The 13,286-nt window shown below is 59.0% G+C and carries 12 protein-coding genes; 2 read left to right on the forward strand and 10 right to left on the reverse strand.

Annotated features, from left to right (window positions below; all coding sequences use genetic code 11):
* Window positions 1-9: 9 nt before the first annotated feature.
* Window positions 10-960, reverse strand: a complete 951-nt coding sequence (gene speB / locus A9404_RS08960) for an agmatinase (RefSeq protein WP_066100486.1) — start codon at window positions 958-960, stop codon at window positions 10-12.
* Between the two features lie 191 nt (window positions 961-1,151).
* On the opposite strand from speB, the gene A9404_RS08965 reads away from it, so the two are divergent.
* Window positions 1,152-2,516, forward strand: coding sequence for an aspartate aminotransferase family protein (locus A9404_RS08965; RefSeq protein ID WP_066100489.1), 1,365 nt, complete (start codon window positions 1,152-1,154; stop codon window positions 2,514-2,516).
* Window positions 2,517-2,558: 42 nt separating this feature from the next.
* On the opposite strand, the gene A9404_RS08970 is transcribed toward A9404_RS08965, so the two are convergent.
* The 4 genes from A9404_RS08970 to A9404_RS08985 all read right to left on the reverse strand — a co-directional run bounded on the left by A9404_RS08970 (window position 2,559) and on the right by A9404_RS08985 (window position 6,705).
* The gene (locus A9404_RS08970; protein ID WP_066100491.1) at window positions 2,559-3,725 is read right to left on the reverse strand and encodes an MFS transporter; all 1,167 of its coding nucleotides are present in this window, start codon (window positions 3,723-3,725) and stop codon (window positions 2,559-2,561) included.
* A 185-nt stretch (window positions 3,726-3,910) separates the two neighbouring features.
* Window positions 3,911-4,285: a RidA family protein gene (locus A9404_RS08975; RefSeq protein ID WP_066100493.1), complete on the reverse strand. Its 375-nt coding sequence runs from the start codon at window positions 4,283-4,285 to the stop codon at window positions 3,911-3,913.
* A gap of 13 nt (window positions 4,286-4,298) precedes the next feature.
* Complete coding sequence (alr, locus tag A9404_RS08980) at window positions 4,299-5,396, reverse strand: alanine racemase (protein WP_066100495.1); 1,098 nt, start codon at window positions 5,394-5,396, stop codon at window positions 4,299-4,301.
* A 4-nt stretch (window positions 5,397-5,400) separates the two neighbouring features.
* Window positions 5,401-6,705, reverse strand: a complete 1,305-nt coding sequence (locus A9404_RS08985) for a D-amino acid dehydrogenase (protein WP_066100498.1) — start codon at window positions 6,703-6,705, stop codon at window positions 5,401-5,403.
* A gap of 170 nt (window positions 6,706-6,875) precedes the next feature.
* On the opposite strand from A9404_RS08985, the gene A9404_RS08990 reads away from it, so the two are divergent.
* Window positions 6,876-7,388, forward strand: a complete 513-nt coding sequence (locus A9404_RS08990) for a winged helix-turn-helix transcriptional regulator (RefSeq protein ID WP_066100501.1) — start codon at window positions 6,876-6,878, stop codon at window positions 7,386-7,388.
* 10 nt (window positions 7,389-7,398) lie between these two features.
* Here A9404_RS08990 and cmoB read toward each other — a convergent pair whose 3' ends face one another.
* The 5 genes from cmoB to mnmE all read right to left on the reverse strand — a co-directional run bounded on the left by cmoB (window position 7,399) and on the right by mnmE (window position 13,277).
* Window positions 7,399-8,430 (reverse strand): tRNA 5-methoxyuridine(34)/uridine 5-oxyacetic acid(34) synthase CmoB, encoded by a 1,032-nt coding sequence (cmoB, locus tag A9404_RS08995; RefSeq protein ID WP_231880884.1) that lies wholly within the window; start codon window positions 8,428-8,430, stop codon window positions 7,399-7,401.
* 2 nt (window positions 8,431-8,432) lie between these two features.
* A complete protein-coding gene (gene cmoA, locus A9404_RS09000) occupies window positions 8,433-9,197 on the reverse strand; it encodes a carboxy-S-adenosyl-L-methionine synthase CmoA (RefSeq protein WP_066100504.1) in 765 nt (254 codons plus the stop codon).
* 248 nt (window positions 9,198-9,445) lie between these two features.
* Window positions 9,446-10,585, reverse strand: coding sequence for a tRNA 2-selenouridine(34) synthase MnmH (gene mnmH / locus A9404_RS09005; RefSeq protein WP_066100507.1), 1,140 nt, complete (start codon window positions 10,583-10,585; stop codon window positions 9,446-9,448).
* Window positions 10,582-11,649 (reverse strand): selenide, water dikinase SelD, encoded by a 1,068-nt coding sequence (selD, locus tag A9404_RS09010; RefSeq protein WP_066100508.1) that lies wholly within the window; start codon window positions 11,647-11,649, stop codon window positions 10,582-10,584. Before selD ends, mnmH begins: the two co-directional genes overlap by 4 nt.
* Window positions 11,650-11,924: 275 nt before the next feature.
* Window positions 11,925-13,277 carry a tRNA uridine-5-carboxymethylaminomethyl(34) synthesis GTPase MnmE gene (mnmE, locus tag A9404_RS09015; protein ID WP_066100511.1) on the reverse strand — a complete coding sequence of 451 codons (1,353 nt, stop codon included), beginning with the start codon at window positions 13,275-13,277 and terminating at the stop codon, window positions 11,925-11,927.
* Window positions 13,278-13,286: the final 9 nt, after the last annotated feature.

Here is a 13,286-nt window from a genome sequence, read left to right on the forward strand (position 1 = left end):
GCGCGTGGGTTAGGCAGTTTGGCGCGCGGCGAGACGGCCGCATAACCAGGTCCAGATCATGGTCGACGCCGCATTGCTGGTCAGTTCCGAGTAGTCGTAGGGCGGGGCGACCTCGACGAGATCCATGCCCGCCCAATTGAGATCGTGCCAGCCCTCCAGCAACGTCATGGCCTGGGCAGTCGTCAGCCCACCCGGCTCCGGCGTCCCGGTGCCCGGGGCGAAAGCGGGATCGAACACGTCGATATCGAAACTGAGGTAGACGGGCGGATGGCCGAGTTTCGCCATGCGTTCGCGCACCGCATCGATCACGTCCTGCAAGGCCGCGCCGTCACGACCTCGCAGTTCGCGGGCGGTATAGATATGCCCACCCTGATCGTTCACGAACTCGCGCGCGTCCCGCTCACCCGAGGAGCGGATGCCGACCTGTACGAAACCCTCCGGGATCACCAATCCTTCGCTGAAGGCCTCGTAGACCCAGGTGCCATGACCTGAGGGTTCGCCGAAATGGTCGGTCCAGGTATCGCAGTGCGCATCAAAATGGATGCAGGCCAGCGGTTGTCCCAGATGCGCATGATAGGCACGCAGCAGGGGCAGCGTGATGGAATGGTCGCCCCCGAGCCAGACCATTTCGTGACGATCGAGCAGGGCAGCGACCTGGGGCATGAGTGCCGCACGCATCGTTTCCAGGCTTGTGTTCGGCAGGGGCAGATCGCCCAGATCCACCATCTCGTCCAACGGCGTGGTGTCGAACAGCGGATGCGTCGCATCACACAGCATCCGGCTTGATTGACGAATCGCCGTGGGTCCGAGGCGTGCACCGGGTCGATTGGTCACGCTGCAATCCCAGGTAATGCCTGCCAGGGCGAACGGCTTGCCGGATTCCTGCGCCGACGGCGCGTCGGGCGTAATCGGCAAGCCCAGAAAGCCACCGGCCGAGAGGTAGGCAAACGCATGATTCATGGTGTTACTCCACTGGTGGATTCGTCGTGATTCAGACTTCCGACACATGCGATAGTCCGCATCGGCAACGAACAAAAAATGGTGATGCAAAACGTTTGGTTAGGTCGCATACTACCCAGATAATGGCCTTTCTTATAGAGCCATTTTGAATAAATCAATGGTGCCATTTGTGGGCATCCGGCGGGTCAAGTATGAACGTAATCGATGACGCAATGAATCTCCGGGCCGAGCGGCTCCTCAAGCACGAACAGCAGCGGTATGTGCAACTGCACCCGTCTTCGGCCGACCTGGCCGATACCGCACGACGACATTTTCTCTATGGTGTGCCCATGCACTGGATGAACGACTGGGGCACACCCACCCCCCTGTTCGTCCGTTCGGCACGGGGCGCCCACTTCACCTGTGCCGACGGCATCGAATACACGGATTTCTGCCTGGGCGATACCGGCGCCATGTTCGGCCATAGTCCGGAACCCGTCGCCCGGGCACTGGAGCGGCAGGCCCGCCAGGGATTCACCACGATGCTGCCGGCCGTCAACACCCCGGATGTCGGCGCTGCGCTGAGCGAGCAGTTTGGCCTGCCCTACTGGCAGATCGCCACCACGGCGACTGACGCCAATCGCTTTGTCCTGCGCTGGGCCCGTGCCGTCACAGGGCGGAACAAGGTTCTGGTTTTCGATGGGTGCTACCACGGTACGGTGGACGATACGCTCGTCGACGTATCCGACGGAAGGACGGTCAGCCGTGCGAGCCTGCTCGGACAAACCGTCGACCTGGGCCGATACACCGTCGCCGTGGACTTCAACGACCTCGCTGCCGTGGAACGCGAATTGGCCGGTGGTGATATCGCCTGCGTGCTCACCGAACCGGCACTGACCAATTGCGGCATGGTGCCGCCCACACCCGGTTTCATCGAAGGTCTGCGGACACTGACCCAACGCTACGGCAGTCTGCTGATCCTCGACGAAACCCATACCATTTCCAGCGGTCGCGGGGGTTGGGCACGGCAGGCGGGCATCGCACCGGATTTCATCGTATTCGGCAAGCCCATCGCGGGTGGCCTGCCCGCGGCGGCCTATGGCTTCAGCGAGGCACTCGCCCAACGCATGGAGGCAGCCAAAGATGCAGCCCCACCGGGTCATTCCGGCGTGGGTACCACCCTGTCCGGCAACATGATGACCCTGGCGGCCATGCACGCCACCCTGACGGAAGTCGCGACCCCGACAGCCTACGAACATATGTTGGGGTTGGCGGCCGAACTGGAGGTCGCGCTGAACGCCCTGCTGGCGCGTCATGGTCTGTCCTGGTGCATCACGCGGATCGGCGCCCGCCTGGAACTCCAGTTTTGCGGCACCGCACCCACCAATGCCCGAGAAGCCCGTGCGGCCCAGCATGATGCACTGGAACACGCCATTCATCTCTATCTGCTGAATCGCGGCGTCCTGCTGACACCCTTCCACAACATGATGCTGGTCTGTCCCGAAACCCGTCCGCTGGATATCGAAAAACTGCTCGAAGTCCTCGACGGCTGCCTGACCGCATTGACCACGGACTGACCGCCCGAAACCCGATCGTGATCTTTCCCCACGCACATCGGCTCAACGTGTCGTCGTGCGCTGCCGTCGCCCCATGAGCAGTACGAATCCGGCCAGCACGAGGGCCAGTGCCCCCAGCAGCCAGATCAGCGCTTCGCTGGACAGGGATTTCATGAGTGCGCCCGCCAGCATCGGTCCGAAGATCGCGCTCCCCGTGTAGGCCATGGAAATGAGTCGGACCGTCACCGAGAGATCGCCATGTCCCGCCTGGGTGGCGGCGACCAGCGCCAGGGTCAGAAAGGCCGTGATCGTGCCCCCCAGGAAGAAGAACGTGAAGGCCAATCCACCGAAACCCAGGGGAAAACTGGTCAGGACCGCCATCAGGATCGTGAGGGCGGCATTCGTCAGTAGTGCAAAGATCAGGCCGCGGTGATCGGCGAGCCAGCCCGTCAGATATTGCAGCAGCAGGCCGCCCAGGCCGAAATAGGACAGCAGGGAAACCATATGCGCCGCACTGAGTTCGCGGCCGGCGCCAAAAATGGGAAACAACCCGGAAAATGCCGCTTCGGTCAGCCCGCCGATCATTGCCGAGGCCACGCCAAGAACCAACACGACGTTGCGCAGCGAGATCACGCCTCGTTGGGTCCGACCGGGTTCTTCGGCAGAAGCGGTGGGGGCGGGCCCGGCGATGGCAAGGGGAATGAATGCCAGCGCGGTGAACAGGATCCCCAGCAGCAACGGGGCGACGCCCGTGATGCCCACCCAATTCGTCATCAGCGGAGCGACGATGGGCGCAATGCCAATCAGCGTTTCATGAAATCCAACCAGCCGACCGCGTCCTTCGGCCGGAGCAATCCGGTACAGCCAGGGCTCCAGACCGATCCAGCGCAACCCCATCCCCAATCCGATGAGAAAAGCGGAGACAAGCCAGATCGGTTGGCCGATCGTCGCCATGGCTGCAAAGGCGACGATCGCCACCAGCAAACCGAGGGAAACGACCTTGATATGGCCAAACCGAGTGTTGAACCGCGGAGCAATGGCAAGCCCCACCAGCATCCCGAACCATTGTGCGGAAACAAGGATGCCCAGCTCCGTCGCATTCAATCCATGCTGCGCCAACCAGACAGGCAGGACCACGAAGCCGATGCCGAATTGGCCCAGTTGGGAAAAAATGGAAACGACATTGAGCGCAACGATGGTTCGCCAGTCGATCCGGCCTGATTGCGTCATGGTCTCGGGCCTGGACCCGCGCCTGGACCCGCGCGCTCATCGATTTCGGCTGCAGCGCACCGATGGGCAGTCTGATCGACCGCCGCACGACCTGCCAATCGGAAAACGTGAGGGGAAAGCACGGGGTGTTCTATTGTGAAAATTCGACCAATCAGGCCTTTGGCTGCCAAACGCTTCCCGCGAACTCAGACCAGCGAAACGATGGCTTCGATTTCCACCAGGACATCCCGCGGCAATCGCGCGACCTGTACCGCAGAACGGGCGGGACGGTGATCGCCAAAGGCGGCTTCGTAGATGCCGTTCATGGCGACGAAATCCTGCAGATCCTTGAGGAATACCGTCGTTTTCACAACCCGGGACAGGGAACCACCCGCCGCTTCGATCACGGCACGCAGGTTATCGAGTACCTGCTGGGTCTGTACCTCGATACCGCCTTCGACGAGCGAACCGTCCGCACGCAACGGAATCTGTCCGGACGTGAACAACATATCGCCGACCTGGATCGCCTGAGAATAGGGTCCGATGGCCGCCGGCGCGTTCGGGGTTTGGATCTGCTTCATGTTTTCTCCTGAATCAATACGAGGTGTCCGAATACACAAATCGGGCACGTTTCACGTTACACAACAATTCATAGGCGATGGTTCCGACCCGGGATGCCACCTCATTCACCGGAACCTGATCGCCCCAGAGTTCAACGCGGCTCCCGATCTCGGCCTTGGGCAGGTCCGTCAGATCGACGGTCAGCATATCCATGGAAACCCTGCCAATCAGGCGGGTCAGTTGCCCATCCACCGCCACGGGTGTTCCGGTCGGCGCCGTCCGGGGATACCCGTCGGCATAGCCGCAGGACACGACGCCGACGCGCGTGGCACGATCCGAGACGAACATCCCCCCGTAGCCCACGGGCTCTCCCGGGGCGATGGTCCGAACCGAAATCAAAGCGCCTTCGAGCTGCATCACCGGTCGCAATCGGGCGCTCAACGGTTCGCCCGGTTCATCCATCTGACCAACGAACGGGTCAGGCCCGTACAGCATGATACCGGGTCTCGCCCAATCGGCATGCGCCGCCGACCATCCCAGTACGGCTGCGGAATTGGACAGACTGATCGGTGCGGAAATACCGGCAATCGACTCATGGAAGATTTTGAGTTGCCGCGGCAGGTACGTGGAACCCGCCTCATCCGCGCGGGAAAAATGACTCATCAGCACGATATCCGCAACCTGCGGATGGCTTTTCAGCCGCGCGTAGACAGCCTGATAACGTTCCGGCTCGATGCCCACGCGATGCATCCCGCTATCCATTTTCAGCCAAACGGTCACTGGCCGTGACAATGCCGTCGCCATCAGCGCCTCGACCTGCCAGTGCTGATGAACCACGATCCAGAGATCATGCGCCTGGATATCGGGCAGCTCGGCGGTTTCAAAAAATCCCTCCAGCAGCAGGATGGGTGCCGAGATACCCGCTGCCCGGAGCGTCAGCGCCTCCTCGATCGACGCCACCGCAAACCCGTCCGCTTCGTCGGCGATCGCCTGCGCGCAACGAACGGCGCCATGCCCGTAGGCGTTGGCCTTCACGACCGCGAGCGCACGGCCGCCGTGGCTAGCCTTGGCCAAACGATAGTTATGTCGGAATGCATCCAGGCGAATCCGTGCCGTCAATGGGCGCCCCATCGGATCAGGCCCCCACAACCAGTTGGGCGGGCTTCGCCGCCGGGCCGCCCGCGTGATGATAACGGGACAACGCCAGGTCATCGGCCGCAATCTGTGTGGGCCGGCCGGCCAGCAGATCCGACAGGACCTGGGCTGAGCCGCAGGACATCGTCCAGCCCAATGTTCCGTGTCCGGTATTGAGCCACAAATTGTCGAGATGCGTCGCGCCGATGATGGGCGTTCCGTCCGGCGTCATCGGCCGCAAGCCCGTCCAGAACTGACCATAGGCAGGATTGCCGCCCTCCGGGAACAGATCGCCCAGCACCATTTCCAGCGTTTCGCGCCGACGGGGATTGAGGCTGAGATCGAAACCGGCCAATTCGGCCATGCCGCCGAGGCGGATACGATCCTTGAAACGGGTGATCGCCACCTTGTAGGTTTCATCCATGATCGTGGAAACCGGTGCCGCGGCGTCGTTGATGATCGGCACGGTCAGAGAGTATCCCTTGACCGGATACACGGGAATGTCGATGGCCAGGGCCTTCAGCATCGGCCGCGAATAGCTACCGAGGGCAACCACGAATTGATCGGCCTCGATCAGTTCCCCGTTGGTCGTTTCCACGCCGATGATGCGGCCGTTCGCCGCCCGCAATCGGGCAATCGAAACGTTGTAGCGGAACGTCACGCCGAGCTTGCGGGCTTCCTGTTCCAGAGATGTGGTAAACATCTGGCAATCGCCGGTTTCATCGCCTGGCAGACGCAAGCCACCCACGATTTTTTCACGAACGGAATTCAGGCCCGGTTCGGCGTCGACGCAGCCGGCCTGGTCCAGCAAGGCATAAGAGACGCCGCATTCTTCCAGTACGGCAATGTCCTTGGCCGCCGAATCGAACTGCTTTTGCGTGCGAAACAACTGGAGCGTACCTCGGGTCCGTTGTTCGTAGTCGATTCCGGTTTCGTTACGCAGATCGCGTAGGCAATCGCGGCTGTGTTCTGCCAGGCGCACCATGCGGGATTTGTTGACGGCATACCGTTCGCTGGTGCAGTTGCGCAGCATTTTGGCCATCCACTGCAATTGCCACAAACTGCCATCCGGTCGGATGGCAAGTGGCGCGTGCCGCTGGAACAGCCATTTAGCCGCTTTCATCGGAATGCCCGGTGCAGCCCAGGGCGCTGAATAGCCCGGCGATACCTGCCCGGCATTGGCGAAACTGGTTTCCATGGCTGCCGTCGGCTGTCGATCGAGCACGGTTACCTCGAACCCGCTCCGGGCAAGATAATAGGCGCTGGTTACACCAACCACCCCGCTACCCAGTACGACTACGCGCATAAAGTACCTCCCCAGTTCCGCTTCGAATCTAACGTCAGAGAGAAATTTTATTCAACCGATGAAATTGAATTATCCATATATCTGTAGTTTTACAGATGAAATTTATATATTTTTGTTCAATACATGAATTTTTAACTAAAAAACATCTGCACCGAAAAAGGATCATTACGATGCGCATCCGCACTCATTCGATTCGTGAACTGGACAAGATCGACCGTCGGATTCTGGCCATCCTGCAGGAGGATGCCCGAATTTCCATCACGGATCTGGCCGATCAAGTTGGACTGTCCGTAACGCCCTGCGGCGAACGCGTTAAGCGACTGGAGAAAGAGGGCGTCATTCTCGGCTATCAGGCACGACTGAATCCCCAAGCCCTCGAACTCTCGCTCCTGGTTTTCGTCGAAATCAAGCTTTCCGCCAAATCCGGCGTTATTTTCGAGAGTTTCAAGAAAGAAATTCTCAAGCTGCCGAGTATTCTGGAATGTCATCTCGTTTCGGGCGAATTCGATTATCTGATCAAGGCCCGTATTCCGAAGATGACGGATTACCGGAAATTGCTGGGCGAGATTCTGTTGGCATTGCCGGGCGCCCAGGAATCCAAAAGCTATATCGTCATGGAGGAAGTCAAGGAAACCCTGGCATTGCCGTTGGGCACGGTTCAATCGGAATCCGTCGACGACTGAACCGACCCGATCACACCTCGGGTTTTTCGGCAATCAGAATGGCCCGCAGCGGTGCGGGATAGCCTTCGATCGTCCTGCTTCGATCCTCCGGATCCAGAAAATCGACCAGGGATTGCCGGAAATCCGTCCAACGGGTCGCGCGCTGTTCTTCGAGGGACGTCGGTTCCTGATTCACCAGACGGATACGACGGTAACCCAGGCGGGTCAACCAGGTCGTCAAAAGCGGCACGCTGGGGATAAACCAGACATTGCGCATGGCCGCGTAACGATCATAAGGGGTGAGTACCTGTTGCCCGTCCCCTTCGATCACGAGGGTTTCCAGGACCAGTTCGCCGCCGGGACGCAGACATTCCTGCAGTTCCCGCAAATGCCCCAGGGGATCGCGGCGGTGATAAAGCACGCCCATCGAAAAAACGGTATCGAACAGCGGCGCCCGGTCCAGTTGTTCCAGCGTCACGGGCAAGAGGGTTGCCCGGGCTTCATTCAGAAGATGGGCCACGGCGTGGAACTGCGCCACGAACGCCAAAGTGGGTTCCACGCCCACCGCGAATTCGGCACCCGCACCCAACATGCGCCACAGGTGGTAGCCACTGCCGGTACCGACATCGAGCACGAGTCGCCCGTGAAGATCGGCAAGATGATCCTTCAATCGATCCCATTTGAAATCCGACCGCCACTCCGTATCGACATCCACGCCATAAAGGGAAAATGGCCCTTTGCGCCAGGGTGATAACGCGGCAAGTTGCTGTTCGAGCGCACTTGTGGAAATGGCCAAGACGCCGGCCGCCTCGATGGCGGATCGATCGAGTTGCACGTTCGCCTGTGGATCCGGCTCGGGCAGGTCATTGACGGTCTGCAGCCACTGCGACCAATGCCCGTGATTCAGTTCATCGAATACGCGGAGCTGCGGCAGCATCCATTGCGTCAGGGTTTCCCGACCTGATGCCCGTACCGATTCGACAAAGCGATCGATCTGGGTGGCCACACGACCCAGCTTCCGACGCTGGGCAAAATTGAACCGATGGTCGGTGTGCATCGTCATGATCAGTCCCGTATCGCCACCCAGGTTGAGAAGTTGTAGTGCTTGGCGATCAGGCCGATGTGCCTGAAACCGGCATCGACCAGACGTTGCGCGTGTTCGTCTTCGGTTTCGGTGATGAGCACGTTTTCCAGCGCCTGTCGTTTCTGCGCGATCTCCAGTTCGGAATAACCGTTGATGCGTTTGAATTCGTGGTGCAGTTCGGTCTGAAATTCCTGCATAGGCGAATCCGTTTCATGAGTCTTTTCGATCAGAAGCAAGGCGCCACCAGGATTGAGACCGTCGTGGATTTTTCGGATCAGCTCCGAGCGTTGTTCCGGTCGGAGGAACTGCAGGGTATAGGCGAGCACTACCAGAGAGGCGTTCTCGATGGGGGTCTGGGTCATGTCCTGGCAATGGAGCTGAATGTCCACCAGCGGGCGGAATGCCGAAATATGAGTTCTAGCCCGATGAATCATTGCATCCGATGAATCCACGGCATGGATCACGACATTCCGGTCGACGAGTCCTGCAGCAACCACACCGGCACGAATGGCCATGGTAATTGACCCGAGTGAACATCCCAGGTCATAGACCTGGCTATTCGGTCGAACCCGATTTTTGGCCGTTGCGGTAATCGTCTTCAGGCAAAAATCATAACCGGGTACCGATCGTTCGATCATGTCGGGAAAGACGGCAGCGACTTCCTCGTTGAAACTGAAACTGCCGGGTTCGCGAATCTGCTCGAACAAGGTGTCCTTTTGCGTACCGGGTTTTGAATCGTGATTCATAGAAAGATGTTTTATTCAGTTGATCGTGTTGATAGTTAGCGTGGGCATTTTGGATGAAAACCCGGATTTTTCCTTACAGATGAAATGATTGTCCAAATACATCCTTGTTTGCGATTCCCATTCAGGGTTGTGGATAATATTGTGTGTATTGTGGATAACATGGCCTTTTTCTTTTATCCACAGTTTCAGGACGCGTTATCCCGTCATTTGCCGAATAAGATGCTCGAGTACCACCAGAAATGAAGTCATCAGATGGATCGATCGGTCGACGTGCTCGAAAATCCGCGTTCCATCAACCAGTTCGTTACTTCCGTCCGATCGCCTGAAAACAGGACATGTCCCTGCTTCTTGCTTAATTGATAGTCGTACATCGGATCGTAATATTCCTGCAGCAACTTGCTGATGAGTTGTCTGAGACCGCCAAGTGCCCGCTGCTCGTAAAATTCGGTGAGCGCTTCGTTGGCAAGCCCCAGAAAGGCCTGATGCCGCACGCCACCCAACCGTTTCTGCACGCGATTCAGGGCATCCACGATGTGTTCCCGCAGCGCATGTTGTGCAGATGCCTCATCGGGCATGACCCGACGATAATCGCTCAGCATGCGCAATACATAGTCGTTGAGTGCCTGTTCGATCCGTTCGTCCAACGTGGACTCCAGCACGATCAGCGGTGCCTTGACCATGGCATGCCAGAGCGGTTCGACGATTCGACGACCCCCAATCTTGGCACTTTCATCCTCGATCAGGACGGGCGCGGTTGCGTCTTCCACCATGAAACGCATCAAGGCGATCGACAGTTCGTTATCGATACTGATCTGTGGCGGTTGCGGCTCCACTTCGCGGCCGAATGCCGATCCCTTGTGCTTGGCCAGACCCTCCAGATCGATGGATCGGGAAATCGTGTGCAGGAATTCCGTCTTGCCGACACCGGTTCTTCCACCGAGCCGAATCAATACCGCCTGGGGGGCATTCTGATTCATCTGATCGATGAGAAAACGACGCAGTCGCTTGTAGCCACCGACGATCCTGGGGATTTCGATTCCCGCTTCCTCTGCCAGCATGCGTTGCGTCAGTCGAGAACGAAGCCCACCGCGAAAACAGTACAGCAAGGCATCGGGATGGGCTGCGATGTATGCGGTCCACTGTTCGATACGTCGCTGCTTTTCCGGTTCATCCACGAGCTGATAACCCCGTGCGATGGCGGCTTCCTGACCTTGTTGCTTGTAGGCGATGCCCACGAGGCGTCGTTCCTCGTCGGATAGCAACGGAATGTTGGTGGCGTAGGGGAATGCCCCTTCGGAAAACTCGACGGGTGCGCGGACATCAAGCAGGGGACGCTGATCCAGGAATAGTCGGGCGTAATCCGACTCCGTGGGCAGTTTGCTGTTCATGAAGGATCCGATGCATCTGTTTTCAATCGGATCCAGGGCGTCTGGGCTTCGTGCGTTGTGAGTGTGCCGATGGGGTCAGCGTGACACTCGTGCTCGATCAGCAAGCGTCGGACCGATTCCGCCGATTCCGGACGAACGGCGATCAGCAGGCCGCCCGAAGTCTGCGGATCACAGATCAAGGCACGTTGTTGTTCGGTCATGGTCGTCATGTACTGGCCATAGCTGGCGAAATTCCGGTTCGTCCCCCCCGGGATCTGGCTTTGTGCCAAGTATTTCGGTACGGATTCGATGACCGGTAGCCGGTCAAAGTCGATTTCCGCGGACAGTTGGCTGCCGCGACAGAGTTCGAGCAGGTGGCCACCCAGTCCGAACCCGGTTACGTCCGTCATGGCGGTGACGCCGTCCTGTTGTGCCAGGACGGCACCGACGCGATTCATGCGACACATCTGTTCCGGTGCGCGATGCTGATCTTCCGTTGCGAGGATGCCGGATTTTTGGGCGGTTGTGAGGATGCCGACGCCCAGGGGTTTCGTAAGAAACAGGATGTCACCGGTTTGTGCCGTGTCATTGCGTTTCAGTTGATCCAAGGCAACGCGTCCCGTCACGGCCAGACCGAAGATGGGTTCCGGCGCATCGATGGAATGCCCCCCAGCCAGAGGAATTCCTGCTTCCCGACAGGCAGCACGTCCGCCGTCGACGACCTGTGCCGCGGTGGCTGCATCCAGTTTGTCGATGGGCCATCCGAGGATGGCAATGGCCATCAACGGCGTGCCTCCCATGGCGTAAATGTCACTGATCGCGTTGGTGGCCGCGATCTGTCCAAAGGTGAAGGGATCATCCACGATGGGCATGAAAAAGTCCGTCGTGCTGATGATTCCGCTGCCGTCGCCCAGATCGTAGACGGCGGCATCGTCACGCGAATCGTTGCCGACGATGAGATGGGGATCTGTGGTGATCGGTGTCAAGGCACTGACCAGGATCTGATCCAGCAGGGCCGGGGATATCTTGCATCCGCAACCGGCACCATGACTGTATTGGGTCAATCGAATCGTATCGTTGTTCATGCGCGTGTCCTGTGCCGCGGGTTTTGGCTGTTCGCTTTCGGGCCGTGGCTATAGAGATATGTTTTTATTTCTGGTTAATGTGATGTTGATTAGCGTAGCCGATTGGATCGGCAACTCGGAATTCCTTCCATATTCTCTCAGCTTAGCGATTTTCGAGACGGTGGGTAATTTCCCTTTTCGGCTGTGGATTGTTTTGAGCGATGTGTGGATAAGTTCGGGTTTCCGAATGCTGCCCAGTTTTCTCAAGGATTGTCCACAGTGTTTACGGCGGCCGGTTATTTGCCGATACAGAAGCTGCTGAAGATGGTGCCCAACAAGTCGTCTGCGGTGAATTTCCCGGTAATTTCGTCGAGGGCCAATTGTGCCCGTCGCAAGGATTCGGCTGCGAGTTCTCCTGCCTGCCATTTGTCGAGGGCCTGTAGGGCGGCGGTCACTTCCTGTTGTGCCTGACGAAGGGCATCCAGATGTCGTCGTCGGGCGATGAATTGTCCGCCTTCGCTTACCTGATAGCCCATGATCCGCTGCAACATGGCACGCAGTTCCCTGATGCCGGCACCGGTTTTTGCACTGATGCCGATCGTTTCCTGATCTTCGGGATCCAGCCCGGCGGAACGTCCGGTGAGATCGATCTTGTTGCGAATCCGGATCAGCGGTTTGGTGGGCAGTTGTGCGAGCGTTTGTTCATCCGCCTCGGTGATGCCGTAACGGTCATCGATCATGAGCATGATGGCGTCAGCTGCGCGGATTTCCAGCCAGGCGCGGCGAATGCCTTCCTGTTCGATCGGATCGTCGCTCTGGCGGAGTCCGGCCGTATCGATGATATGAACGGGCATGCCGTCGATCTGGATCTCGGCACGCAGGACATCCCGTGTGGTACCCGGGATGTCGGTGACGATGGCGCGCTCGTCGCCGGACAACTGATTCAGCAGACTGGATTTGCCGGCATTCGGCTGACCGACGATGGCCACGCGCATGCCTTCCCGAAGCAACACCCCCTGACTGGTTTCAGCCATGAGGGTATCGAGCTGTTCCCGCAGGCGGCGGTTCTTCTCGATGATGCGGGTATCCGCCAGAAAATCGATTTCCTCCTCCGGGAAATCCAGGGCGGATTCAATATGCATCCGGAGTTCGATCAATGCCCGGGTGATTTCGTCGACCCGCTGGGAGAACGCCCCCTGCAGTGCGCGTGAAGCCGCCTGTGCCGCGGCCTGGCTACCGGCGTCGATGAGATCGGCCACGGCCTCTGCCTGCGCGAGGTCGATACGACCGTTGAGGAAGGCGCGTTCCGTGAATTCGCCGGGTCGGGCCAGACGTGCCCCAAGCGCCACCACGATCTGCAGCAGGGTATCGAGGACGACAGGTCCGCCGTGTCCCTGAAGTTCGACGATATCTTCGCCCGTATAGGAGTGCGGCGCGGCGAAGGCAAGACAGAGTCCGTCGTCGAGGGTCTCTCCGCTGTCCGGATGCCGGAACGACAGATGCCGTGCATAGCGGATCGGCGGCAGCTCGCCGACAATGCGCGTGGCCAGGGCATGTGCCTCGGGACCGGATATCCGAATGATGCCGACCCCGCCCTTTCCGGGCGCGGTGGCAATGGCGACGATGGTATCGGCGGGGCTTTTCAGCATGGGGTCTTT

The organism is Halothiobacillus diazotrophicus, from assembly GCF_001663815.1.
GTDB classification, from domain to species: Bacteria; Pseudomonadota; Gammaproteobacteria; order Halothiobacillales; family Halothiobacillaceae; genus Halothiobacillus; species Halothiobacillus diazotrophicus.